This is a genomic window from Maribacter spongiae, assembly GCF_047345125.1.
In the GTDB taxonomy this organism is placed as follows: Bacteria; Bacteroidota; Bacteroidia; order Flavobacteriales; family Flavobacteriaceae; genus Maribacter.
The window spans coordinates 239392-263569 of the sequence record NZ_JBLFEQ010000005.1 but is presented as its reverse complement, the minus strand read 5'-3'; the positions used below and the strand labels follow the sequence as shown (position 1 = coordinate 263569).

Below are 24178 nucleotides of genomic sequence, written 5' to 3'. Positions count from 1 at the left end.
GATGGAATTGGCAATCACTATTTTTCTTAGTATCCTGGCTTTTTATTTTGTGATGGGCCTGTTGTTCGGACTCTATTTTATTTTTCTTGGTGCGGCTAAAGTGGATCCATTGATGTGCGACAGTAAAAATATCGTTCGGCTGCTCTTATTTCCCGGAACGATAGTGACATGGCCTTTTTTATTGGTAAAACTTTTTAAATCCGGAACAGCATGACAGCAGGTCAGCGAAAGGCACACAAGTTTATCTGGTTGTGTATTGTGACGGTAATTCCCGTAATACTATTTTTGGCGGTCAAAGATTTAAATTTCACTGCGAGCAATGAAAATCTATTGCTTGATAGGGCATCAAACGGTGCTTCGGTCTCCAAACAGATCAAGAACAATATGATCAATGTCGATTTAATGATCAATGGAAATGGGAAAGTTATCAATATCCTATTAAAGAAACCCCTTAGAAGTACATCATCATTGGTCTATGTATTGGAAAATGGAAAAAGGGGGGAATTATTGGGGCAGTTGTCAGGGGTAGGTAAATATTCGTTTGAAACAATGGTCGATTTGGAGGGAATCCTTGTCTATGATGCTATCAAAGAAGTTGAAATCTCAAAATTGTTTTTCTAATGGGATTGGATTATAAACTTGTACTGTGGAATAAACATAAGAAGACTTATGACAAACTCATTGTCTTGAGTATGGTTTCATATCTGGTTTTATTTGTTGTGATCACCATTATCTTTAATCCTGAAGAAACCGCAGAAACCATGATTATTCGAGCTTTTGGTTCTTTGGCGATTGTTATGTTGCATATTATTTTGGCCATTGGTCCGTTGAGTCGGTTAAACCCACAGTTTTTGCCCATTCTTTATAATCGAAGACATTTAGGCGTGAGCATGTTTTTAGCTGCCTTGACCCATGGGGTATTTTCCATCATCCAATTTCATACCTTAGGAAACGTAAACCCTGTTTATGCAATTTTCACTTCGAATGTGGATTATGGTTCGTTGACCAATTTTCCCTTTCAGGTACTTGGTTTTTTAGCCTTGCTGATTCTCTATGCCATGGCCTCCACCAGTCATGATTTTTTCCTTAAAAACTTATCCCCGAAAATCTGGAAAGCATTACATATGTTAGTTTACTTAGCTTATGTACTGATCTTTTTGCATGTATTTTTGGGTGCATTCCAGCAAGAAATTTCACCCTTTACAATGGGGGTTTTAATATTTGGCTTTGTATTTATAGGGACTCTTCATCTAAAAGCGGCATTTAAAGAAGGTAAAATAGATGGTTTTATTGGTGAGAAAGACCATGTGGGCTGGTTGCAGGTCTGCAACGTTAATGAAATCGAGGCAAATAGAGCTAAAATTTTTATGGTCGGTGATGAACGGGTCGCTATTTTTAAACATGAAGGAAAGTTGTCAGCAGTTCATAATATTTGCAAACATCAAGGAGGCCCTTTGGGTGAAGGAAAAATTGTAGATGGATGTATTACCTGCCCATGGCATGGGTATCAATACCTGCCCCATAATGGGCAATCTCCACCTCCATTTACCGAAAAGGTAAAAACCTATCAACTAAAGGTATTGGAAAGTATAGTGTACATTGATCCGAAGGCATTTGCAGAAGGCACCGAAATAAAACCAGTACCCTGTTAACAAATGAAAAAGAAAGACGAATTTTATATTGGCTATGTTGACACTGTGGGAGAGGGTACGAAAAAGACCTTAAAACGTTTTGTTCTTTTTTCGACAGGCTCACTTTTACTCGCAGCTTTTCTCTTTTCTTTTTTTCAAAGACCTTCGGTAACAAGTTCATTTGATTTTAACGACCCTACAAAGGTTTCTGGCATATATCATGAATCGCCCTACCCCATGTTGCGCACGGCACTTGCCGATACTATATATAAGGATATTGTCTTATTGGGTTTCGGAAAATCCGGTGCCAATCCCTATTTGGATAAGATCAGGGAAAAGGAAGGTAGTTTAGTTAATAGACATTTGACAATAGAAGGGCAGTTGATTTACTATAACGGAAAAACGTTGCTAGAAATTGATGATAGCCAGAAAATCACCCTTAACGCACCGACGAATACATATTTTGAAAAAGCCATGCCCGTTGGAAACATGAAGTTAGAAGGGGAAATAATAGATCCCAAATGCTATTTTGGGGTCATGAAACCCGGCTTTGGCAAGATACACCGTAGCTGTGCCGCTCTTTGCATCTCTGGTGGAATTCCACCGGTTTTAGCAACAAACACCCAAAATGGCATAGAGGACTATTTTTTATTGACCGACCTGAAAGGAAATCCCATTCACAAAGACATAATACCATATATAGGCCAGCCTTCTATTATAAAGGGAGAGGTGTATAAACTTGAAGATTGGTATGTAATGCAGATAGACGTTTCCCAAATTGAAAAATTGGACAAAAAATCCATAATCTATTAAAATGAGAAAGATAATTGAAATATTGATTTTTATGATCGGACTGAACCTATCGGCCCAATCTATCGATTACAATACAAAAAAAGGGTATGTGGCAAACGGATATGACGTGGTCGCCTATTTTGACGGTCAACCGCTAGAGGGCAGCAAAACTTTCACCCAAGAACACAATGGGGTACGGTTTAAGTTTTCCTCTTCTAAAAATTTAGAAAAGTTCAAGGCCGATCCCAAAAAATACATCCCAAAATATGGAGGCTATTGTGCCTATGCCATGGCCAAAAAAGGAGATAAGGTGAGTATTGACCCGGAAACGTATGAAATACGTGATGGTAGACTATTTCTTTTTTATAATTCCTGGGGCACCAATACCCTAAAGTCATGGATTGCGGAATCACCAAAAAAACTTAGGCCCCTTGCAGATAGTAATTGGGAAAAGGTAAAAACAAAGTAAACCAGGGTTTCAAGACAAAGGTCGAAGGTTTTAAATGATGATAAAGAATTATCTTAAAGTTGGTGGAGCGGGTTTACTCATTAGCTGGTTGGGCGCATTACCTTTGGGTACCCTTAATATAACCGCTTTTGACATTGCCGCTTCACAGGGGGTACAAAACGCTTGGCTATTTTCCTTTTCGGCAGTATGTATAGAGTTATTATATGTACGCTTATCGCTTTGGGGAAGTAAAAAATGGGTACTGGAAGAACAATGGGTTTCCACGCTGTTACTTTTAGGGGCATTACTCCTGATTTTTATGGCAATCATAAATTTTACGGCATCAACAGAATTTACTGCCAGCATGGGCAACAACCCAGTTTTTAGACAAATAACTTCGCCCATTGTTTTAGGGGTTTTATTAAGCGTATTAAATCCGTTACAGTTTCCTTTTTGGTTAGCATGGAACAAAATATTGGATGCTAAGAAAATACTCCAAAACAAACCTATGTCTTATACTTCTTATATTTTAGGGATAGGTCTGGGAACCTTATTGGCCCTTTCGTTATTTATTTGGATGGGCAATAACTTAATTACGAACTACAAGGCCTATGCATATTATACGGATAAAATTTTAGGCCTAATATATCTCGGCTTTTCTTTGTATCTATTGTTCATGTTGTACAAAAGAAATTTAAAACCAATTACTGAATGAAAATATTTGAATCTTCAATAGATACTATTGAGCAGTTTAAGTCCATTTTATTGGAATTACCGGATGTCCATTACGCAGCACCTTGCAATGTTCTGTCCGGAGCTAGTATTGGTCAACATACACGCCATGTTATCGAACTTTATCTGTGTTTGATAAAAGGTTATGAATCGTGTGAGGTTTCCTATGACAAGCGGGAACGGGATAGAAAGATAGAAACCGAAGTAGCTTACGCTATCGAGCAATTGCAATTTATTCAAGAACACCTGTACCATCCCAACAAAAATATTAACATGACCTATGAACTGGACGGTATTGAAAATATTCTTCCTTCCAATTATCACCGTGAAGTCATGTATAATTTAGAACATGCCATTCATCACCATGCCTTGATAAAAATTGGTATTTTACATTTTACGGATATAAAATTGCCGGAATCATTTGGTGTTGCCCCATCAACGATCAGTTATAGAAAAACATGTGTACAGTAAGTTTTATTCCTAAAAAAGATACTGTTTTCATCACGTCAAATCGCGATGAACATATCTCTCGTCAAGCCAATTTAATACCTACACAAGAGTCCATTAATGGCCAGAAGATACTATATCCAAAAGATAAAACTGGCGGTGGCACATGGTTTTCAATAAACGAAAACGGAACGGCCCTGGTTTTACTCAACGGTGCATTTAAAAACCATCAACGTACCCTCCCTTACCGTAAGAGTAGGGGTCTAATCGTATTGGAAGTAATTTCAAAAGATGAACCTATCCGTCATTTAAAGGAGTTAAATCTGGAAAAAATAGAACCATTTACCTTAATGGTCTTTGACAATGTCGATCTGTATGAATTTAGATGGGACGGAACACAAAAACACCTTGAACAAAAAGACAGTTCCATAGCACACTTGTGGTCATCATGGACATTATACAATGAAACCGCCCAGAAAAAACGCAATGTGTTCTTTAAAGATTTTATCTCCGGAAACAAAATTGCTACAAAGGATGATATTTTGGCCTTTCATAAAAATAATCATGGGGATTATGAAAACGGGTTCATTGTAGATCGTAAAAACGGGCTGAAGACTTTGAGCATTACTCAAGCTATCATACAAAAACAAGAAATAGCACTGAATCATTATGATCTGCTGGCACAACAAAAAGAATCTGTGGTGATGCCTCTTTCATCTTTTCAAAATATCCTATGAGTTTAAAACTATTTTGGCATAAATTGATTCATTGGGAATACTGGCCGCTCCGGGTCATTTATTATCCACTTTTTCCGGTTTGGCTGTATCTTTCAATCAAGGCACGTTCATTTTTCTTTTTCAACGCAGCAAACCCTTCCATGAAAAATGGAGGTATGGCCATGGAATCCAAAATGGATATCTATCAAAAGATAGCATCAAAGTTCATTCCCAAAACTATCTTGATCCAAAAAGGGACTGCGTTCACGACCATTATAGACAAGATTCGCCAGAAAAACATCGAGTTTCCCTGTATTGCCAAACCGGATGTTGGTATGAAATCGTTCGGGGTAGAAAAAATATACTCGGAAAATCAGCTAAAAAACTATTTGAACAAAAACCCTTTTGATTTTCTAATACAAGAATTGATTCCCTATACAAATGAAGTAGGTGTTTTTTATATAAGAATGCCGAATGATAAAAAAGGAAAGATTTCCGGCATTGTCCATAAAGATTTTCTGGCCGTTACCGGTGACGGCACAAGTACACTGACACAACTCATTAAAAAAGACCCCAGAAGTCATATGCAACTTAAAAAACTAAGGCATTCCATAGGAGAAGAAGGTCTGCAAAAAGTTTTGGACAAAGGGGAAAGGTATGTTCTGGTTCCCTATGGAAGTCATACCCGGGGGGCAAAGTTTGTGGACGTTACCCATAAGAACAATCCTCAACTCGAGGAACTGATGAACCATGTTTGTACACAAATCGATGGCTTTTATTATGGTCGTTTGGATATTCTATATGATACTTTTGAAGATTTGTCCTTAGGAAAAAACTTTAGTATCATAGAAGTAAACGGTGCAGGCAGTGAGGCCACACATATTTACGACCCAAAACATTCTTTGTTCTTTGCATGGCGGGAGATTATCAAACATTGGAGTTATTTGTGTACTATTAGTATAGAGAACCATAAGAAAGGATATCCATATTTAAGCTATAAAGCCGGTAAGGAAATGTTAAAGCTGCATAACGAACATGAAGCACGAATACAAATTATATAAGATGGAACCATCAACTTATAGCATGGAAGGTTGCTTGTAGACATTAAAAACAATAAATCCAGACACATGAAAAAAAGAATGCGTTATATAATACCCGCAATATCCCTGTTTTTCATTTTGCAGGCATATGGCCAAAACACGCAAAAAAACTCAGGTATTGACCACGATGGGGTACGCCTGGGCGTTTCCGCGCAGTTTTATCCTGCAGGGTTTATTCCCACGGTAACCGTAGAACCTTTTTTATCCGAAGATTGGTCATTATTGTTCAGGGCAGGCGCAAATATTACGGACAGAAGAGATTTTAGCGATGAAAATATTACGGAAGAAGGAAATGGTTTTGGTGGTTCCGCAGGTATACGCAAACATTTTCCTTTATCGACCGGAAAAATCGTAACCAGCTTTATTACAGACGTTTGGAGTTTAAAAATCGATTGGACGGATAATGATGGAACACCAATCTCCGGAACTACGGATGTGGTCGTAGTACAGCCTTATTTGGAAGCAGGTTATTTCTACCCATTTAAAAATACTACTTCTGAAGTTGGTGCGACCATTGGATTTGGCCGAGAAATAAACGTGGTTACCAACGGGGACGATGTGGCTCAAGGATTTATTCTTAGCCTTGCGCTTCAATATAACTTTGGTCTATGACCATTTTTCGGTTTATAATGGAGTATGAAAAGTTGGATTTTTAGTATCATATCGTTTTTTCAGTTCGTTACATTCGCACAAGAGCCGAAACCCGAATTTTTAAAAGAAGAATATAATCGAACGTTCTATGAACGCTTCGCAAAGAAAAAAAAGATTCCACAGGCAATAAGGCCACAGGCACTCATAGCCCTTGCTTATTTTCCGGAACTGGAAAACACAAGAATCACATTTAAATTTAAAAAACGTAAAACTCCGCTTACCTCAAGGCCTAAAATTTCCAGTGTGTTATTACCAAAAGGAATCCGGTCTTACATCATCACCATCAGTACAGAAAGTACATCTTCCTTGGCCCCCATATTATTTTCAGCATTGCCCTATAACGCCCAAATTGGCGTATTGGGCCACGAGATTGCGCATATAGCAGCATATGAAACAATGAGTACGATCCAACTTATTGGCCTTGGATTTAAAATATCGAATACAAAATTTGCAGATGGCTTTGAGTTTAACACGGACAAAAGGAGTATTGCCCATGGTTTGGGTCATCAATTATTGGAGTGGAGCATATTTGTACGGAAAGCACTCGATATTAAGCAATGGAAGGGAGCCATGCGAGACATATCGGAAGGTAATGAACCAGAGGCCGGTCAACGGTATATGAATCCAGGGACCATTAAAAAATATATGGGCCTGTACGATATCTATAACACTTCCAATTAATGAACTCATCTTCTCGTTATTAGGAATACTTTTTACACTGTTGTTCCAAAATAGGTATTAAACGCTTCTCGTAAAAATTGAACCCCTTCTTCCTTACGCACTTTATATGCAGAAAGCACGGCACCCATAAACCCGGTATTCCTCCATTCTCCCCGGCTTAGCTCTTTAAAATTAGAAGTATCTATACTATCATGACCCAAATAGGCACTAAAATAAAAATAGTGGTGATCAACCACCGAATCCGGAATTGCCATACCGATACCAAAAGATTTTCCCGAACCGTCTGCTAATTCAACAAATGCACCCGTATCAAAATGATGGGGCCAAATGCGAATATCGGACTCCAGGCTTTCCTCTTGCAGAAATACCCGAAGTACATCTTGGGACAGGGTTCGTAACTCCGCCATTTTATCCAACGCTTTTTGATCGGTCAATCCAAACCTAAAATTGGCATCTATGGAATAGGGCAATGTATAATGCAAATGGTATCGGTATTTTTTTTCCAATCGGGAAGCTTCGGCCATTTTTGTTATCCACATTACGATTTCTTCATGAGTTTTACCATCAAGGTTAAAGGAAACCGTTTTGCTACCTATCCATTTCAAACTGAAATCGGTAAAATCAAAGGCAAGTCCAGTACCTATAGCATCAAAGGGCCAAGTTTGTACTATTCGTTTTCCAGGTACATAGCCTATGTTGGTATGACTGTCATCATCCTTAGGTGCCAAAAAACTTTTACCTGCCGTTGCTAAATACTGGATGGCGAGATGTACTTGTTTATTCATTTAAAGGATATTTTAGGGTTCTTACAATAGCCGACCACTTTGATTCAGCATTGGTATCAAGTTATCCAAATTTATCCAAATGCAAAAAAGGGTTTATCGATAATGTTATTTTTTTTGAAACGTAAAGAACTTCAAAATCCATTAAAATAAGTTAAGATCAGGTTTTGAATTGATAGATACCTTTTTATCTTTGCCCTTCACATTTAACCATTGCCCACGTGGTGAAATTGGTAGACACGCTACCTTGAGGGGGTAGTGTTCGCAAGGACGTGCTAGTTCGAATCTAGTCGTGGGCACCAAGGCCGAGGAATTCCTCGGTCTTTTTCTTTCCATAAGTTTTGGCTTTATACTACTTCAAAATGGCCCCTGTGCCCCATTCTTTCATAAGTATGAACAATGTAATTATTGATGAAATGGAAAACGTAAGTTCAATCTTCTATAAAGGGGAATTACCTATCGTCATAAAGATTATTCTGTATAGGTTCTGGTTAACGTACAAAATAATTTTTCAAAGGTAATCCCGTCTTTGGTCAGCACTTATTTTTTCACCTATTTTCTATTAGTCTATCCAACAGGTCATAAACCATATCGTTGTCCCAATCCGTAATGGCATTCTGGTGTATGGCAATAAATCCGTCCTTGTCCAGTACATATGACCCCGGAGGCTTTAAAAGTGTCAAGGGGCTGGGGTCTCCAACTATTTCATAGGTTACGGGAAACGTATAGTCATGTTTTCCCATAAAAAGCTCTACGGGAACCCGTTCTTCATTGGTTATAATATAGAAATCCATTTTTCCCTTGTACCGGTCGTACAAATCCTGAATATCCTCTAATTGGGCCTTTGAAGGTAAGTGCCAAGAGGTCCAAAAAGAAATAAAGACGACCTTTCCCTTTGACCTTTCAAAACTGAAAAAATTCCAATCCTCGTCTTTTAGCCTCCATTTATAATTTGCAATCTTGCCCCTATTCTCCGGTTTGATAATGGTCGGTGCGGTTGCCAGCCACCTGTTTAATACTAATTTACTAAAATCGCCCAAGGGGGTTACAAAAAAGGAAAGCACAAAGGCAATAATCAAAAGTGTATAAAGAGTCTGTCTTTTCATTAAGTTTACCTAAAGTCCAAAACTAAAAAACTCCCAATGAATATCGGGAGTTTTTAATAACTATTTCAATTTAATTATACGGCGTTTTCCTTTTTTATAACATTCAATGCAGAACCTTCTCGATACCATCCTATTTGGGCGGCATTATAGGTGTGGTTCGCCTTAATAGTATCTTTACTGCCATCAGTATGCACTATTTCTATGGTCAATGGTCTGTCTGGAGCAAAATCCGCAATATCAACAAAATTGAAAGTATCGTCTTCCTGTATTAGATCGTAATCACTTTCATTGGCAAAAGTCAGACCTAACATGCCTTGCTTTTTAAGGTTGGTCTCGTGTATTCTGGCAAAGGATTTAACCAAAACAGCGGCAACCCCTAAATGCCTGGGCTGCATGGCCGCATGTTCCCTGGAAGAACCCTCGCCATAATTATGATCTCCTACAACAATAGATTTGATTCCACCGGCTTTATAGGCTCTCTGCGTATCTGGAACCCCCCCGTATTCACCAGTCAACTGATTTTTTACAAAATTCGTTTTCTTGTTAAACGCATTCACTGCACCGATCAGCGTATTATTGGCAATATTGTCCAAATGGCCTCTATAACGCAACCAAGGCCCTGCCATGGATATATGATCCGTTGTACATTTTCCAAAAGCTTTGATCAGTAGTTTTGCACCTTTCAATTCTTGATTTTTTATAGGAACAAAAGGTGTTAATAGCTGTAGCCTTTCCGAATCGCCATTTACCACTACCTCAACTCCCGAGCCGTCTTCCATCGGAGGAAGGAATCCTGCATCTTCCACCTCAAAACCTTTTGGAGGGAGTTCCCATCCAGTTGGTTCGTCAAACTTCACTTCCTGGCCATCCTCATTGATAAGTGTATCCGTAACAGGATTAAAATCCAGACGCCCTGCAATGGCAATAGCGGCCGTTATCTCTGGAGATGCTACAAAAGCATGCGTATTCGGGTTTCCATCGGCACGTTTTGCAAAATTTCTATTAAAGGAATGTACGATACTGTTCTTAGGGGCATTCTTTGGATCGCTGTACCTCGCCCATTGCCCTATACAGGGACCACAGGCATTGGTAAATATTTTAGCATCCAATTTTTCAAAGGTATCCAAGATCCCATCTCTTTCCGCCGTGTACCGTACTTGTTCGGATCCTGGGTTAATGCCCAAATCCGCTTTTATTTTCAATCCTTTATCCAACGCTTGCTGGGCAATAGAGGAAGCCCTGGACAAATCTTCGTAAGATGAATTGGTACAGGAACCGATCAATCCCCATTCTACTTGAACGGGCCAATCATTACTTCCTGCTTTTTCCGTCATTTCCTTTCCTACATTGGTTGAAAGATCCGGTGTAAAAGGACCGTTCAAAAGTGGGCCAAGTTCCGATAAGTTAATCTCTATTACCTGATCGAAATACTGTTCCGGATTTTCATATACCTCTGTATCCGCGGTCAAATATTCTTTAACTGTGTTTGCCGCATCCGCTACATCGGCCCTGTCCGTTGCTCTTAAATAACGCTCCATGGAATCGTCATAACCAAAAGTAGAAGTGGTAGCTCCTATTTCGGCTCCCATATTACAAATGGTTCCCTTTCCGGTACATGACAATGCCTTGGCACCTGGACCAAAATATTCCACAATGGCTCCCGTACCTCCCTTAACGGTCAATATTTCGGCTACTTTTAATATCACATCTTTTGGGGCCGTCCATCCACTGATGGTTCCCGTTAACTTTACACCTATCAGTTTAGGAAACTTTAATTCCCAAGCCATGCCGGCCATAACATCGACCGCATCCGCACCACCAACTCCAATGGCCACCATTCCCAAACCACCCGCATTAACGGTATGGGAATCCGTACCGATCATCATTCCACCTGGAAATGCATAATTTTCAAGTACTACTTGATGTATAATACCGGCACCGGGCTTCCAAAATCCTATCCCGTATTTATTTGAAACGGATTCCAGGAAGTTAAATACTTCCGCACTGGTAGAATTGGCCGATCTTAAATCCGCTTCCGCCCCGTTCTTTGCTTGGATCAAATGATCACAGTGTACCGTTGTTGGTACGGCAACCTTGGGTTTTCCGGCCTGCATAAACTGAAGCAATGCCATTTGGGCGGTTGCATCTTGACATGCGATACGATCTGGGGCAAAATCCACATAATCTTTTCCACGCACAAATGCCTTGGCAGGATTACCGTCCCATAAGTGGGAATATAAAATTTTCTCGGAAAGGGTCAATGGTTTTCCCACTATTTCACGGGCTTTGTCCACACGTTCAGCTATGTTGGCGTACACAGCTTTTATCATATCAATGTCAAATGCCATTATTTATCTTTTTTAGGTTATAGCAATTTCGTAAAATTAAGAAAATACTAGGGGCAAATAAAATTTTTGGATCAGGATTACCGGTCTATTGAAGAAATGTTTATAAGCCTGTGCCATTATTGGAACATTGCCCAAATTTTTAAGGGAAATCCGATAAATTCTCAATATACGAAACTAACTATCTTGGAGTATATGAATGCTATGTACAAGACATTCTAGCAGTTACGGGGCCTTAGTTTTTTTTAGATTGCACCGGTATGCTCCAGCAAATGGGCGATAATATCCTCTTCCGAGATACCTTCTGCCTCAGCTTTGTAGTTTTTTATGATCCGATGCCTTAAAATACCATAGACCACAGATTGCACATCTTCAATATCAGGGGAATATTTTCCGTGTATGGCCGCATTGGCCTTGGCACCTAGGATTAAGTTTTGCGAAGCCCTTGGACCTGCACCCCAATCCACATAGTTTTTCACAAAACCTGAAGCCGAATCCATGTTCGGTCTTGTAGCATTGACAAGTTCAACGGCATACTCCACTACATTGTCCGGAACCGGAATACGACGTACCAAATCTTGAATCTCCAATATTTCTTTGGCATTATAAAGTGGGGCTACGCTTCCTTTCGCAATAGTGGTCGTATTTTTCACCACTTGAATTTCTTCTTTCACAGAAGGGTATTTTAACTCGATAGCGAACATAAACCGATCCAGTTGTGCCTCGGGCAATGGATAGGTCCCTTCCTGTTCAATAGGATTTTGGGTAGCCAAAACAAAATAGGGCAACTCTAATTTATGCTGCTGTCCCGCTATGGTAACCGCTCTTTCCTGCATTGCTTCCAACAAAGCGGCTTGGGTTTTTGGGGGCGTCCTATTGATTTCGTCCGCCAAAACAATATTGGAAAATACCGGTCCCTTGATAAACTTAAAATTCCTATGCTGGTCCAATATCTCACTTCCAAGGATATCGCTCGGCATTAAATCCGGTGTAAACTGTATCCTCTTAAAATTCAATCCCAAAGCTTGGGCGATGGTATTGACCATTAAGGTCTTGGCAAGCCCCGGAACACCTATAAGCAAAGAGTGGCCTCCCGTATAAATAGACAATAGAATTTGTTCTATAACAACATCCTGGCCAATAATTACCTTAGCTATCTCCTTTTTTAAGGCAATATGTTTTTTGACCAGTTGATCAACGGCAGTAACATCTGACATATTGTTATTGCTTTAACCAATTATTGGCAAAATCACACTCTTTATTCCCTCCGTTAACGCTAATATAAGTATCCTCAATATGTTCGGCCAACCATTTTTTAATGGCATTGAACTGTTTTTCCGTTTTGGCCAATTCTTGGATCTTTACATAGTCCTGGGCAAAATCCGCTACATGTTCATCATACCTATTAGTAACCCTTAAAATTTTATATTTTGCTCCTCCACCCCTAGGATCCTGCTCCAGTATTGGATAGGAAATCTCATTATCTTTTAGGTTTCTGACCTGATTATATAGATTTGGATCCATATTTGTAAGTTCAAAACGGGAATCAAAATTTACGGGGTTTCTTAGGAGTCCTCCATCAAATTTGGTTTCTTTCTCATCCGAAAAATTCAAGGCGGCCTCTGCAAAGGTAAATTTCCCGTCCATCACTTTTTGGCGTATGCTATCCAATTCGGATTTAGCTTCGTTCAGGGCTTCTTGTGAAATTTCGGGCCGCAAAAGAATATGGCGTACATCTCTTTCCTGACCCCTAATTTTTTCCACCAACATGATATGATATCCAAACTGGGTCTCAAAGGGTTCAGAAATCTCCCCTTCCTGCAAACTAAAGGCCATATCTTTAAATTCACTGACATACTGGGATTTTTTAGTGACGCTCGGAAGCAGTCCTCCCGATGATTTTGAAGGACCCTGGGAATACAAAATGGCCTTTACGCTAAAACTCGAATCATTATCCTCTATATCCGCTTTTATCTGATTTAATTTGTCTATAATTTTTTGTTTTTCGGCATCTGTAGGTTTTGGGGATTTTACTATTTGAGCTATTTCCAGTTCCGCACCAAAAACGGGGCGTTCATCCTCGGGTATTTTATTGAAAAACTGCCTTACTTCCTCCGGGGTAATTTCAATGTCCTTTACAATATCTTGTTGCATTCTTTCCGAAAGCATGCGCAACTTATTAATCTTGTACAATTCTTCACGAAAACTTTGCTCGTCCTCCTTTTTATAATATTTCAACAATTTTTCCATAGAGCCGATCTGCTGTACCAATTGTTGTAATTGACGGTCACTGGTGGCATTGACCTCATCATCGGAAACCAAAATACTATCCTGCACGGCCTGGTGTGCGTATAAACGATCTTCCATTAACCTGCCCAAAAGACTACAATGGGTTACTCCCTCTGTAGACGCTCCCTGACTTTTTAGGTCGATCAGTGTTTTTTCAACATCCGAATCCAATATAACATGATCCCCCACTACTGCGGCGATCCCGTCCAATTTTATCCTTTTAAAACTGTTTGAAGTATCTTTTTTGACCTGAACCGCTTCTGTAGCGTTCCCTGAGTGTAATTCCTGACTGTCCGATGCAACATCCTGTGCATACCCCATTCCCATTGCACACAGCAAGATGGTCAATAGCGTTGTTAATGATTTATTTTTCATCTGTATAAACTTCAAATTCCTTATCCTTGATCGCTTCATCTATGATTTCGGTTTCCAATTTTCGCAGATAATTTATTTTTCTGCGACTTAACAAAACTTGCTTAATAGTAGGTGCCACAAAAGGTAAAGGTGCTATTTCGTTAAGCTTTTTTACCTCTTCTATTTTAACCAAATATACCCCTAACGAGTCCTTCAATTCAAAAAATTGTGATTTTTTTAAGTAGCGGTCTTGATTCTCGAATGTAATTGGCGGGATTTCTTCAAAGATGCGGGAAGATCTTACCCAAATGGAATCGTTAAAGTTCAGTTTCTTGAACTGAACCCCTATGGAGTCCAAATACCTGACATCTTCTTCTTTAAATCGCCTTAAACGTGTACTCACTTCCTCTTTGTTCAAAAAGTTTACGGGCAATTCTATAAACCTGACTTTTACAATACGTTCCTTTAATTTAAAATTCTCCTTTTCCTGTTCATAAAAATACTGTAACTGACTATCGGAAATTAAAGAGTCCGAACCTTGCGAAATCAAGGCTTCTTTGTAAGCCCGTGTATATAGATCGGTTCTGTAATTTTCTACCAGCGCATTAAACTCGGAAAGTTTTTCTTCGGGAAGGTTTATCTTGGCCTTTGACAACAACAACTGATCGGCTGCCCAATTATTTATATAATTCGTAACAAATGAGATGCTGTCAACTTTTGCCATACCCTCGGGAATAAGTAGCGCAACATCTTCCAAATAAAGATAGTCCTCCCCCACACGTGCCAAAACCCGCTTTTCTTCCTTTGTTTTAAAATAGGGGTCACAGGATGCAAAAAGCAAAACCGCCATACTTACATATAGAAATTTCGACAAATTGGTAATCCTGTTATATCTTTCGGAAAAAAACATCTCGCAAAAATAGTAAATACGGCATCTTGAGCAAACGCTCCTTGCCTTGATTAACACAATTTTATGGGCGATGGTCAGAATTTATTATTTTAGCCCGGTGATTTGTTGGCACATCCATAGCGCAAATCCCCTTATACAAAGTTAAAAGTTGGGCAGAAAAATTAAGCTTATTTGGGATTTTAGAGGATCGGCGGCCCTTAAAACGGCAGAGCACCATGAGAAGCATTTAAAGGAATTCATTGTCTTAGAAAATATGGAACCATGCATTACGGGGCATCAACAGGTCAACGATATGTATAGTCTAGCATTTATGGTCGTTGATGAATCCGTTATGATCGCCATTAGAGATGCTTTAAAACCACACCGTGGAGAAGTGTACATCGATTAAATCATCTACACATGGCGAAGATCCGTTTTCTTTTAATAGTATTCCCTATTTTCTTTACGGCATGTAAAGACCATATAACGGACAGTAATATCCTTAAAATGGCCCTATCCTCCAAAAACCCCAATATAAAAAGGGTCATGGATAGTGTGGAACGGTATGAAATTCAAATCAGATATACCCAAATAGATAGAAAAGATGATAGTGTCTCTTTTTCCGACTATGATTTCCAAGTAGATAAGAACAATTATTTCTACCCGGCCAGTACCATAAAATTTCCAATTGCCGTATTGGCATTGGAGCGACTAAACGCAGTCGATTCCTTAAACCGAAACACCAATTATTACATAGAAGGGGATTCTATAGAAACAACCTTTGCAAAAGATATTTCCCAAATATTCGCAATAAGTGACAATGGGGCCAATAATAGGCTCATGGAATTTCTGGGTCAGGATACCATCAATTCCAAGCTACATAGAAAAGGTATTGAGCCAGTAAGAATTTCCCATAGGGTAGGATACCATACGGATGATTTAATGACCAAACCCTTGATTATATATCTTAACGATAGTACAACGGCTCCAACCCAACCCACACAGAACACGGCAGCCATTCCCTTGAAAATAGATAATCTTGAAAAAGGAACCGGTTTTTATGACGATGGTTCCTTGGTTCATGAACCTTTTGATTTCGGTTTAAAAAATTACTATCCCGTAACTGCTCAGCATGCCTTGTTAAAACGGATTATCTTTCCGGAAAAATTTAGACCCTCGGAGCGATTTAATTTATCTCGGGAACAACATGATTTTTTATTGGAAACAATGCATACCTTACCAAAAAATATAGGGTATGACGCTATTGAATATTATGACGGATACTGCAAATTCTTTTTGTTCGGGGACACCAAGGGTCCTATTCCCGATCATATCGAAATTTACAACAAGACCGGATCTGCGTATGGTACGCTTACGGATTGTGCCTATATAAAGGATGAGAAGAACAATGTGGATTTTTTCTTAACGGCAACGATCTTGGTCAATAAAAATGGAATATTCAATGACAACCTTTATGAATATGATACTGTAGGCATGCCTTTTTTGGCCGAATTGGGCAGGGAAATCCACAAATTAGAAATGAATCGAAAAAAATAAACAAAACAAGACCATTGAATATGGATCATTTAAAGCAAAATAATTACACTTGTGGCATTTTCACCGTCAATTTTCAATTTGCAACTATGTAGCGGAGTTTATGGATTTTCAAAAACAGACCAGAATAAACAAATATTTGAGCGAAGCAGGTTATTGCTCCCGTAGGGAAGCGGATAAGCTCATAGCCCAAGGTAGGGTCACCATTAATGGGAAAGTTCCGGAAATGGGGACAAAGATCAGTAACGGCGATACGGTTCATGTAGATGGTGAACTTATAAAAAATGTCCAAAATGAATCGGTTTACATCGCTTTTAATAAACCTATCGGCATTGTATGCACTACGGATACCGGGGTCGAAAAAGATAATATTATAGATTACATTAATTATCCTAAACGGATTTTCCCCATAGGACGATTGGATAAAGCTAGTGAAGGCCTCATTTTTTTGACCAATGACGGGGATATCGTCAATAAGATACTCAGAGCCAGGAATAACCATGAAAAAGAATATTTGGTCACGGTAGATCGACCCGTTACTTCGGACTTTATAAAGAAAATGCGAAACGGTGTCCCAATTCTGGATACGGTTACCCGCAAATGTGAAGTTGTAAAAGTAAGCAACTATCAATTCAGGATTATCCTTACCCAAGGTTTGAACAGGCAAATAAGACGTATGTGCGAATATTTTGATTATAAGGTAAAAAAACTGAAACGTATCCGCATTATGAACGTGCATTTAGATCTTCCTGTGGGTACATGGCGAGATATTACAACTGATGAGCTCAGAGAAATAAACCGTCTTGTAAACGATTCTTCCAAAACCCATAAATAAATATTTCTCCCAACCGTCCAAAAACACCTTTTGCCATAGCCAATCTTCTTATATAATGTATAGTAACAAGGGATAGTAACAAGGGTTTGAACATGATATATTCCAATATTCGGATCAAAACGTTTTCACGTCCAACAAAATAAATACCCAGTAAACGCTCCAATTCCTTAATGATTTGAAATCTAAACAGGGGTTACGGAAAAAAACCCTCTTGGAACGTTTAATGTTCAAAAATCTAATCAATACGTTAAATATCATAGATATATGTCCAAAAAGAACTAATTTGGATTAAGAAAAAAAGCAAATTCTATAAAACTCCTCATTTATGTACGCAATACTATATCACATAAGAAAAACATCTCTCATTTGGATTTGGTCACTTATGTTCATGGTGGTCGGATCGATAAATTTATTGACCGCACAAGAACCCACCTATAAGGAATATTCGGGGAAAATAGCGGACAGCAAAACGAAAAAACCTTTGGTATTTGCCACACTTACCGTGGAAGGCTCCAATATAAGCACGATTACCAATACGGAAGGAGAATTTTTATTAAAGGTACCCAATGGTAGTATCGGCACAAATGTTATCGTATCCTTTCTGGGCTATAAATCCCTGACCCTGCCTTTGTCCGGCTTAAATCAAGGCAAGAATAAAATTTTAATGTACGAGTCGGTTACCGAACTTGCAGAAATAAGTCTAAGCATCCCCAAGGATGCTGAAGCATTGGTACGTGAGACACTTAAAAAGCGTGGAGAAAATTATATTGACCACCCCACGGTAATGACAGCTTTTTATAGGGAGACCATTAAAAAGCGTAAAAAGAATGTAAGCCTATCGGAAGCGGTCGTCAATATATACAAAATGCCCTATTCCTCGGAAAGAAGGGATGCCTTAAAATTGTATAAGGCCCGTAAAAGTACCGATTATAGCAAGTTGGACACCGTTGCCTTAAAATTACAGGGAGGACCTTTTAATGCATTATTTCTGGATATTGTAAAATATCCGGATTATATTTTTACCCATGAATCCATAAGTGATTATAATTTTTCATTTGAAAGCTCTACCCGGGTAAACGATAAACTGATCTACGTTATCGATTTTCATCAAAAACCGGAAATCACGGCACCACTATTCAAGGGTAAACTCTATATAGATGCCGAAAATAAAATATTGACCAGTGCCATTTATTCCCTGAATGTTGCAAACAGGAAATTGGCATCGCAGATGTTTGTACGTAAAAAGCCCAGGAATGCAGAAGTATGGCCAACAGAAATAGCCTATAGGGTAGATTACAGGGAAAAAAACGGGAAATGGTATTATGGGTATAGCAACGTACTCATGGAATTTAAGATAAATTGGGATAAAAGATTGTTCAATTCCGTATACAGCATGAGCTGTGAAATGGCCATTACGGATTGGGAAAAGAATTTGGAAAATACCATTCCCAAATCCAAGGAACGCATTAAATCTAACATTATATTAAGTGATGAGGCCATTGGTTTTGCAGATCCCGATTTTTGGGGGGAATACAATATTATCGAACCGGAAAAATCAATAGAATCCGCAATCAAAAAAATCCAAAGGCAACTTAGAAGGGCCAAAGGGAACGGCGGCAGTGGAGCTTCCACACCTTGAGTACCGTATAAATAAAAGTCCCTCAAATAATTATATTGTTGTTTGAGGGGTTTTTTTGTTTGTTACGGGAAATTTTTTAAGGTAAATATATATTGTAATTGCTCGGCATATAAGGTCAATTGGCTATTTCGCTGATGAATTTAAGCCGGTACAACCGTAATTCCTCATCTTCATATTCCCCATCGAACTCTTTCATTGCTTCTTCCAGGTCATCCGTTTCGGCTTCCAGAAAATATTCATGGATTTCTTCCTGCTGATCCTCATCCAAAACCTCATCTATCCAATACGTCAAGTTAAGTTTGGTCCCGCTAAATACGATCTGCTCCATTTCCTTCAATAATTCCGATATTTCCAATCCTTTGGCCGAAGCAATATCATTCAACGGTAATTTACGATCTACATTTTGGATAATATACAGTTTTAGGCCAGAATTGGCACCGGTACTTTTTACGACCAGATCATCTGGCCGTATAATCTCATTTTCCTCTACGTAAGTCTTTATATAATCCAAGAAGGGTTTTCCGTATTTTTTGGCCTTGCCCTCGCCCACACCATGTACATTCAACATTTCCTCATGCGAAATAGGATATTTTAATGCCATATCTTCTAAGGATGGGTCTTGAAAGACTACAAATGGCGGAACATCCAATTTATCGGCCTGTACCTTTCTTAAATCTTTGAGCTGTTTCAATAGTTTTTCATCGGCGATACCTCCGGACTTTGCCGCTCCAACTATGGCATTGTCATTCTCGGCATTGTACACATGATCTTTGGTCATCATAAATGATGATGGTTCCTTCATGAATTCCTTACCTGCGTCCGTAATACGGAGTACACCGTATTGCTCTATTTCTTTCTTTAAGAGTCCGGCTACCAAGGTCTGGCGGACCAAGGCCATCCAATGGCCCTTGTCCTTATCCGAACCTATTCCAAAAAAATCCTTTTCGTTGGTTTTATGGGAAGCAATTATGGCATTGCTATCTCCTCTCAAGGTATTTACGATCTCCTTGGATTTGAATTTTTCAGAAGTGCCCTGGACTACTTTGAGCAATTTTAGCACATCTTCCTTCGCTTCCTGTTTTTCCTTTGGGTTTCGGGCATTGTCGTCCATATCCGCTCCCTCGCCATTTTTCTCGTCAAATTCCTCCCCAAAATAATGCAACATAAATTTTCTACGGGACATAGAGGTTTCCGCATAGGCAACCACTTCCTGTAATAGGGCATTTCCTATTTCCTGCTCAGCTACGGGTTTTCCGGACATGAATTTTTCCAATTTCTCAATATCCTTATACGAATAGAACGCCAAGCAATGGCCTTCTCCCCCATCTCTTCCCGCCCTACCGGTCTCTTGGTAGTAGCTTTCAATGCTTTTGGGAATGTCATGATGAATGACATAACGAACGTCTGGCTTATCTATTCCCATACCAAAAGCGATCGTGGCAACTACAAGGTCAACATCTTCCATTAGGAACATGTCCTGATATTTAGAGCGGGTCTTTGCATCAAACCCGGCATGGTAGGGAACGGCAGAGATTCCGTTTACCTGCAATACCTGAGCCAATTCCTCAACTTTTTTGCGGCTCAAACAATAAATAATCCCTGATTTTCCGGTATTTTGTTTTACAAAACGGATAATATCCACATCTATATTTTCCGTTTTGGTCCGTACCTCGTAGAAAAGGTTCGGTCTATTAAAGGATGCCTTAAAAAGTTTGGCGTCGTTTATTCCCAGGTTTTTGATGATATCCTCCTGTACTTTTGGGGTTGCCGTGGCCGTGAGGCCTATTATTGGGATACAACCTCCCAACCGGGCTACTATAGCCTTCAAATTGCGGTATTCCGGTCTAAAATCATGCCCCCATTCCGATATACAATGCGCTTCATCAACAGCTACAAAAGAAATTTTCACCGAACGCAAAAACTCTACATTTTCCTCTTTGGTCAGGGATTCCGGGGCCACGTACAACAGTTTTGTGATTCCATCCGTTATATCCTGTTTTACCTGTTTTATTTCGGTCTTATTCAAGGAAGAGTTCAATACATGTGCGATCCCGTCGTTCGAGGACACGCCCCTAATGGCATCCACCTGGTTCTTCATTAAGGCGATCAAGGGCGATACGATAATCGCCGTTCCTTCCTGCATTAATGCCGGTAGTTGATAGCAAAGGGATTTACCCCCACCGGTAGGCATGATTACAAAGGTGTTCTTACCTTGGATGATGTTCTTTATAACCTCTTCCTGAAGACCTTTAAACTGGGAAAAACCAAAATACTTTTTTAAAGAGGCGTGTAAATCTATCTCCTCCAACCCTGTAATGTGTGTTACATTTTCCAATTTATCAAAGTATCAATTTTATATAATATGAAGATATATAATCCAAATAAGAGCTCAAAAAGACAAGTTCAAATTCTTATCTTATTAAACATCTTATAAAATTAAGTTTGTTTAATTTTGCAATCTTAAAGATAAGATAATCTTTGGGGAATACAATTCATAAATTGAATAATACATTGACATCCGCGAACACCATTCTTGATATAGCCAGAAAAACTATTGAAACGGAACGCGATGCCATTGGTCATCTTGCCCAATTGTTAAATGGCGATTTCGCAGATGCCGTAAACTGTATTATCGCATCCAAAGGCAGGGTCGTTATATCCGGTATCGGAAAAAGTGCCATTATAGCCTCTAAAATTGTAGCTACCTTAAATTCTACGGGGACACCTGCCATATTTATGCACGCCGGAGATGCTATTCATGGGGATTTAGGTACCATTCAAGACAACGATATCGTTATCTGTATTTCCAAGAGCGGTAGTACACCAGAGATCAAACTGTTGGTTCCCTTGATCAAAAGAGGGAAAAATAAATTGATAGGAATGACGGGGAACCCCGATTCATTTTTAGGCAAACAGGCCGATTTCGTACTCAACACCTTTGTGGAAAAAGAGGCCTGCCCCAATGGATTGGCCCCTACAACGAGTACCACGGCGCAATTGGTCATAGGGGATGCCCTTGCCATCGTATTACTGGAACTTAGGGGATTTAGCAGCACGGATTTTGCCAAATACCATCCCGGTGGCACATTGGGCAAAAAACTATACTTGCGCGTAGCGGATATTGTAAAGAACAACATGCTTCCCAAGGTTCAATCGGATACGGAAGTAAAAAAGGTAATTGTTGAGATTTCCGAGAAAATGTTGGGTGTTACCGCCGTTTTAGATGGCGAAAAAGTGGTCGGGATCGTCACGGACGGTGATATACGACGTATGTTGAACAAATACGACAATATCAAAGCACTTACCGCTAGGGATATCATGACCGCCGATCCAAAAACCGTAACTACGGATACTCTAGCGATCAAAGCCCTTGAACTGATGCAGAAAAAAGGTATTTCCCAGCTATTGGCCATGGAGAATGATAGTTATGTTGGGGTAATTCATCTTCACAACTTAATAAACGAAGGTATTATATAATGGGTTCAAAAAGTACGACTCCACCAAACGAAATGTCATTTTTAGACCATCTGGAAGAGCTGAGATGGCATTTGATCCGATCTACGCTCGCTATAGTCATTATAGGATGTATTGCGTTCTTTATGAAAAAATTTATTTTTGACACTCTTCTTTTGGGGCCTTCAAGAATGGATTTTCCCACATACCGGTTTTTCTGTGATATCGCCACGTCCTTAGGTTTTGATTCGACTTTTTGTGCTCAAGAGCTTCCGTTTACCATACAAAACCGGAAAATGGCCGGGCAGTTTTCGGCCCATATCTGGGCCTCTATTTGGGCCGGGTTTATCATTGGTTTCCCCTATGTACTTTATGAACTTTGGAAATTTATCAGTCCGGGGCTATATGAAAAGGAGCGAAAAAATTCGAGAGGATTTATTTTTATCGCATCCATCCTTTTTTTTCTTGGTGTTCTTTTTGGATATTATATAGTTTCCCCATTATCTATAAACTTTTTGGGAACATATCAAGTAAGTGAACAAATATTTAATGAAATCGATTTGGACTCTTTTGCCAGAAATATAAAAATTTCTGTTATAGCTTGTGGTGTTTTGTTCGAATTGCCTATTATTATTTTCTTTTTAACGAAAGTGGGGCTGGTAACTCCCGCGATCATGAAAAAATATCGAAAAATAGCCTTGGTGGTCGTACTGATATTTTCTGCGGTCATCACGCCACCCGATGTAACCAGCCAGATCATTGTTGCCATACCCGTATTGATCCTTTATCAAATCAGTATTTATATATCTGCCAGAGTATTAAAACGAGAAGCGAAAAAGGAAGCGAAAAAAGCAAAGGAAAAACAATAAAAATCTTTAAGGCAAACCACTTATATAAAGCATATTGAATACTAAGAGGATTCTAACAAACGAGGTTAAATAAACGATAAAACCTTTTTCGTAACCTGAAATAGGTTTAGATTTGAGCATATGAAATTACGTGCCGAAAACATCATGAAATCCTATCGTGGCCGTCGTGTGGTCAAAGGTATTTCCTTAGAGGTCAACCAAGGTGAAATTGTGGGTCTTCTAGGGCCTAACGGAGCCGGAAAAACTACTTCTTTCTACATGATCGTTGGACTTATTAAGCCCAATGGCGGTAAGATTTATCTGGATAACATGGAAATCACCAAGTTCCCCATGTACAAAAGAGCCCAAAACGGGATAGGATATCTGGCACAGGAAGCTTCCGTTTTTAGAAAGTTGAGTATTGAAAAGAATATTCTTAGCGTATTGCAATTGACCAAGCTGAGCAAAAAGGAACAGCTTATGAAAATGGAATCGCTCATAGAGGAATTCGGTCTTGGGCATATTCGGAAAAACAGGGGTGATCTATTGTCCGGTGGGGAACGTAGACGTACGGAAATTGCACGCGCCCTAGCAACGGATCCTAAATTTATTCTGTTGGACGAACCCTTTGCCGGTGTAGATCCCGTAGCGGTAGAGGACATACAGCGTATTGTGGCACAACTCAAAAACAAGAACATAGGTATTCTCATCACGGATCATAACGTACAGGAGACCCTGGCCATTACGGAAAGGTCCTATTTAATGTTCGAGGGAGGGATTTTAAAATCCGGAGTCCCGGAAGATCTGGCCGCCGATGAAATGGTCCGCAAAGTATATCTGGGGCAGAACTTTGAACTCAGAAAAAAGAAGTTGGATTTTTAAACCT

Annotated in this window: 25 protein-coding genes and 1 tRNA gene; 19 read left to right on the top strand and 7 right to left on the bottom strand. The window is 39.3% G+C overall.

What is annotated here, in order from left to right; genetic code table 11:
* Position 1 precedes the first annotated feature (1 nt).
* From ACKWB9_RS09360 to ACKWB9_RS09310, 11 genes are all read left to right on the top strand, one after another.
* Positions 2 to 214 (top strand): hypothetical protein, encoded by a 213-nt coding sequence (locus ACKWB9_RS09360; RefSeq protein ID WP_414002751.1) that lies wholly within the window; start codon positions 2 to 4, stop codon positions 212 to 214.
* A complete protein-coding gene (locus ACKWB9_RS09355; protein WP_414002750.1) occupies positions 211 to 621 on the top strand; it encodes a hypothetical protein in 411 nt (136 codons plus the stop codon). Before ACKWB9_RS09360 ends, ACKWB9_RS09355 begins: the two co-directional genes overlap by 4 nt.
* Entirely contained in the window at positions 621 to 1652 is a 1032-nt protein-coding gene (locus tag ACKWB9_RS09350) for a Rieske 2Fe-2S domain-containing protein (RefSeq protein ID WP_414002749.1), read from the top strand. Before ACKWB9_RS09355 ends, ACKWB9_RS09350 begins: the two co-directional genes overlap by 1 nt.
* Positions 1653 to 1655: 3 nt before the next feature.
* Positions 1656 to 2444, top strand: a complete 789-nt coding sequence (locus ACKWB9_RS09345; protein ID WP_414002748.1) for a hypothetical protein — start codon at positions 1656 to 1658, stop codon at positions 2442 to 2444.
* 1 nt (position 2445) lies between these two features.
* The gene (locus tag ACKWB9_RS09340) at positions 2446 to 2892 is read left to right on the top strand and encodes a YHS domain-containing (seleno)protein (protein ID WP_414002747.1); all 447 of its coding nucleotides are present in this window, start codon (positions 2446 to 2448) and stop codon (positions 2890 to 2892) included.
* A 34-nt stretch (positions 2893 to 2926) separates the two neighbouring features.
* Complete coding sequence (locus ACKWB9_RS09335) at positions 2927 to 3586, top strand: LysE family transporter (protein ID WP_414002746.1); 660 nt, start codon at positions 2927 to 2929, stop codon at positions 3584 to 3586.
* Positions 3583 to 4074: a DinB family protein gene (locus ACKWB9_RS09330; protein ID WP_414002745.1), complete on the top strand. Its 492-nt coding sequence runs from the start codon at positions 3583 to 3585 to the stop codon at positions 4072 to 4074. Before ACKWB9_RS09335 ends, ACKWB9_RS09330 begins: the two co-directional genes overlap by 4 nt.
* On the top strand, positions 4062 to 4787 hold the full coding sequence (locus tag ACKWB9_RS09325; protein WP_414002744.1) for an NRDE family protein: 726 nt from the start codon (positions 4062 to 4064) through the stop codon (positions 4785 to 4787). The genes ACKWB9_RS09330 and ACKWB9_RS09325 overlap by 13 nt, the downstream gene beginning before the upstream one ends.
* Positions 4784 to 5827 (top strand): ATP-grasp domain-containing protein, encoded by a 1044-nt coding sequence (locus tag ACKWB9_RS09320; protein ID WP_414002743.1) that lies wholly within the window; start codon positions 4784 to 4786, stop codon positions 5825 to 5827. The genes ACKWB9_RS09325 and ACKWB9_RS09320 overlap by 4 nt, the downstream gene beginning before the upstream one ends.
* A gap of 66 nt (positions 5828 to 5893) precedes the next feature.
* The gene (locus tag ACKWB9_RS09315) at positions 5894 to 6478 is read left to right on the top strand and encodes a hypothetical protein (protein ID WP_414002742.1); all 585 of its coding nucleotides are present in this window, start codon (positions 5894 to 5896) and stop codon (positions 6476 to 6478) included.
* Between the two features lie 24 nt (positions 6479 to 6502).
* Positions 6503 to 7198, top strand: a complete 696-nt coding sequence (locus tag ACKWB9_RS09310; protein WP_414002741.1) for a hypothetical protein — start codon at positions 6503 to 6505, stop codon at positions 7196 to 7198.
* 32 nt (positions 7199 to 7230) lie between these two features.
* On the opposite strand, the gene ACKWB9_RS09305 is transcribed toward ACKWB9_RS09310, so the two are convergent.
* The gene (locus ACKWB9_RS09305) at positions 7231 to 7983 is read right to left on the bottom strand and encodes a hypothetical protein (protein WP_414002740.1); all 753 of its coding nucleotides are present in this window, start codon (positions 7981 to 7983) and stop codon (positions 7231 to 7233) included.
* Between the two features lie 212 nt (positions 7984 to 8195).
* On the opposite strand from ACKWB9_RS09305, the gene ACKWB9_RS09300 reads away from it, so the two are divergent.
* Positions 8196 to 8282, top strand: a tRNA-Leu gene (locus ACKWB9_RS09300).
* 246 nt (positions 8283 to 8528) lie between these two features.
* Here the strand turns inward: ACKWB9_RS09300 and ACKWB9_RS09295 are convergent.
* The 5 genes from ACKWB9_RS09295 to ACKWB9_RS09275 form a co-directional block, all read right to left on the bottom strand.
* Entirely contained in the window at positions 8529 to 9086 is a 558-nt protein-coding gene (locus tag ACKWB9_RS09295) for a TlpA family protein disulfide reductase (protein ID WP_414002739.1), read from the bottom strand.
* Between the two features lie 74 nt (positions 9087 to 9160).
* On the bottom strand, positions 9161 to 11434 hold the full coding sequence (locus tag ACKWB9_RS09290; protein ID WP_414002738.1) for an aconitate hydratase: 2274 nt from the start codon (positions 11432 to 11434) through the stop codon (positions 9161 to 9163).
* A 242-nt stretch (positions 11435 to 11676) separates the two neighbouring features.
* Complete coding sequence (locus ACKWB9_RS09285; RefSeq protein WP_414002737.1) at positions 11677 to 12648, bottom strand: AAA family ATPase; 972 nt, start codon at positions 12646 to 12648, stop codon at positions 11677 to 11679.
* Between the two features lie 4 nt (positions 12649 to 12652).
* Positions 12653 to 14095: a peptidylprolyl isomerase gene (locus ACKWB9_RS09280; RefSeq protein WP_414002736.1), complete on the bottom strand. Its 1443-nt coding sequence runs from the start codon at positions 14093 to 14095 to the stop codon at positions 12653 to 12655.
* Positions 14085 to 14924 (bottom strand): peptidyl-prolyl cis-trans isomerase, encoded by an 840-nt coding sequence (locus ACKWB9_RS09275; protein ID WP_414002735.1) that lies wholly within the window; start codon positions 14922 to 14924, stop codon positions 14085 to 14087. Before ACKWB9_RS09275 ends, ACKWB9_RS09280 begins: the two co-directional genes overlap by 11 nt.
* A gap of 208 nt (positions 14925 to 15132) precedes the next feature.
* Between ACKWB9_RS09275 and ACKWB9_RS09270 the strand changes: the two genes are divergently transcribed.
* The 4 genes from ACKWB9_RS09270 to ACKWB9_RS09255 all read left to right on the top strand — a co-directional run bounded on the left by ACKWB9_RS09270 (position 15133) and on the right by ACKWB9_RS09255 (position 18991).
* The gene (locus tag ACKWB9_RS09270; protein WP_414002734.1) at positions 15133 to 15372 is read left to right on the top strand and encodes a hypothetical protein; all 240 of its coding nucleotides are present in this window, start codon (positions 15133 to 15135) and stop codon (positions 15370 to 15372) included.
* 11 nt (positions 15373 to 15383) lie between these two features.
* Positions 15384 to 16520, top strand: a complete 1137-nt coding sequence (locus ACKWB9_RS09265; protein WP_414002733.1) for a serine hydrolase — start codon at positions 15384 to 15386, stop codon at positions 16518 to 16520.
* 100 nt (positions 16521 to 16620) lie between these two features.
* Complete coding sequence (rluF, locus tag ACKWB9_RS09260; protein WP_414002779.1) at positions 16621 to 17352, top strand: 23S rRNA pseudouridine(2604) synthase RluF; 732 nt, start codon at positions 16621 to 16623, stop codon at positions 17350 to 17352.
* 325 nt (positions 17353 to 17677) lie between these two features.
* Positions 17678 to 18991, top strand: coding sequence for a carboxypeptidase-like regulatory domain-containing protein (locus tag ACKWB9_RS09255; protein WP_414002732.1), 1314 nt, complete (start codon positions 17678 to 17680; stop codon positions 18989 to 18991).
* A 115-nt stretch (positions 18992 to 19106) separates the two neighbouring features.
* On the opposite strand, the gene recQ is transcribed toward ACKWB9_RS09255, so the two are convergent.
* Complete coding sequence (gene recQ, locus ACKWB9_RS09250; protein WP_414002731.1) at positions 19107 to 21326, bottom strand: DNA helicase RecQ; 2220 nt, start codon at positions 21324 to 21326, stop codon at positions 19107 to 19109.
* Positions 21327 to 21502: 176 nt separating this feature from the next.
* Here recQ and ACKWB9_RS09245 point away from each other — a divergent pair, with 176 nt between their 5' ends.
* The 3 genes from ACKWB9_RS09245 to lptB all read left to right on the top strand — a co-directional run bounded on the left by ACKWB9_RS09245 (position 21503) and on the right by lptB (position 24174).
* A complete protein-coding gene (locus ACKWB9_RS09245) occupies positions 21503 to 22468 on the top strand; it encodes a KpsF/GutQ family sugar-phosphate isomerase (RefSeq protein WP_414002778.1) in 966 nt (321 codons plus the stop codon).
* A gap of 32 nt (positions 22469 to 22500) precedes the next feature.
* Positions 22501 to 23313 carry a twin-arginine translocase subunit TatC gene (gene tatC / locus ACKWB9_RS09240; protein ID WP_414002730.1) on the top strand — a complete coding sequence of 271 codons (813 nt, stop codon included), beginning with the start codon at positions 22501 to 22503 and terminating at the stop codon, positions 23311 to 23313.
* A gap of 120 nt (positions 23314 to 23433) precedes the next feature.
* Positions 23434 to 24174: an LPS export ABC transporter ATP-binding protein gene (lptB, locus tag ACKWB9_RS09235; RefSeq protein ID WP_414002729.1), complete on the top strand. Its 741-nt coding sequence runs from the start codon at positions 23434 to 23436 to the stop codon at positions 24172 to 24174.
* The last annotated feature ends 4 nt before the right edge of the window (positions 24175 to 24178 follow it).

What these genes read in the sequence shown, in the direction of transcription:
- ACKWB9_RS09295 (WP_414002739.1), bottom strand. Translation starts at nt 9,086, where the DNA reads ATGAAAAGACAGACTCTTTATACACTTTTGATTATTGCCTTTGTGCTT.
- ACKWB9_RS09285 (WP_414002737.1), bottom strand. Translation starts at nt 12,648, where the DNA reads ATGTCAGATGTTACTGCCGTTGATCAACTGGTCAAAAAACATATTGCC.
- ACKWB9_RS09305 (WP_414002740.1), bottom strand. Translation starts at nt 7,983, where the DNA reads ATGAATAAACAAGTACATCTCGCCATCCAGTATTTAGCAACGGCAGGT.
- ACKWB9_RS09315 (WP_414002742.1), top strand. Translation starts at nt 5,894, where the DNA reads ATGAAAAAAAGAATGCGTTATATAATACCCGCAATATCCCTGTTTTTC.
- lptB (WP_414002729.1), top strand. Translation starts at nt 23,434, where the DNA reads ATGAAATTACGTGCCGAAAACATCATGAAATCCTATCGTGGCCGTCGT.
- ACKWB9_RS09275 (WP_414002735.1), bottom strand. Translation starts at nt 14,924, where the DNA reads ATGGCGGTTTTGCTTTTTGCATCCTGTGACCCCTATTTTAAAACAAAG.
- ACKWB9_RS09280 (WP_414002736.1), bottom strand. Translation starts at nt 14,095, where the DNA reads ATGAAAAATAAATCATTAACAACGCTATTGACCATCTTGCTGTGTGCA.
- ACKWB9_RS09290 (WP_414002738.1), bottom strand. Translation starts at nt 11,434, where the DNA reads ATGGCATTTGACATTGATATGATAAAAGCTGTGTACGCCAACATAGCT.
- rluF (WP_414002779.1), top strand. Translation starts at nt 16,621, where the DNA reads ATGGATTTTCAAAAACAGACCAGAATAAACAAATATTTGAGCGAAGCA.
- tatC (WP_414002730.1), top strand. Translation starts at nt 22,501, where the DNA reads ATGTCATTTTTAGACCATCTGGAAGAGCTGAGATGGCATTTGATCCGA.
- ACKWB9_RS09330 (WP_414002745.1), top strand. Translation starts at nt 3,583, where the DNA reads ATGAAAATATTTGAATCTTCAATAGATACTATTGAGCAGTTTAAGTCC.
- ACKWB9_RS09350 (WP_414002749.1), top strand. Translation starts at nt 621, where the DNA reads ATGGGATTGGATTATAAACTTGTACTGTGGAATAAACATAAGAAGACT.
- ACKWB9_RS09325 (WP_414002744.1), top strand. Translation starts at nt 4,062, where the DNA reads ATGTGTACAGTAAGTTTTATTCCTAAAAAAGATACTGTTTTCATCACG.
- ACKWB9_RS09345 (WP_414002748.1), top strand. Translation starts at nt 1,656, where the DNA reads ATGAAAAAGAAAGACGAATTTTATATTGGCTATGTTGACACTGTGGGA.
- ACKWB9_RS09340 (WP_414002747.1), top strand. Translation starts at nt 2,446, where the DNA reads ATGAGAAAGATAATTGAAATATTGATTTTTATGATCGGACTGAACCTA.
- ACKWB9_RS09320 (WP_414002743.1), top strand. Translation starts at nt 4,784, where the DNA reads ATGAGTTTAAAACTATTTTGGCATAAATTGATTCATTGGGAATACTGG.
- ACKWB9_RS09335 (WP_414002746.1), top strand. Translation starts at nt 2,927, where the DNA reads ATGATGATAAAGAATTATCTTAAAGTTGGTGGAGCGGGTTTACTCATT.
- ACKWB9_RS09360 (WP_414002751.1), top strand. Translation starts at nt 2, where the DNA reads ATGGAATTGGCAATCACTATTTTTCTTAGTATCCTGGCTTTTTATTTT.
- ACKWB9_RS09265 (WP_414002733.1), top strand. Translation starts at nt 15,384, where the DNA reads ATGGCGAAGATCCGTTTTCTTTTAATAGTATTCCCTATTTTCTTTACG.
- ACKWB9_RS09310 (WP_414002741.1), top strand. Translation starts at nt 6,503, where the DNA reads ATGAAAAGTTGGATTTTTAGTATCATATCGTTTTTTCAGTTCGTTACA.
- ACKWB9_RS09355 (WP_414002750.1), top strand. Translation starts at nt 211, where the DNA reads ATGACAGCAGGTCAGCGAAAGGCACACAAGTTTATCTGGTTGTGTATT.
- ACKWB9_RS09255 (WP_414002732.1), top strand. Translation starts at nt 17,678, where the DNA reads ATGTACGCAATACTATATCACATAAGAAAAACATCTCTCATTTGGATT.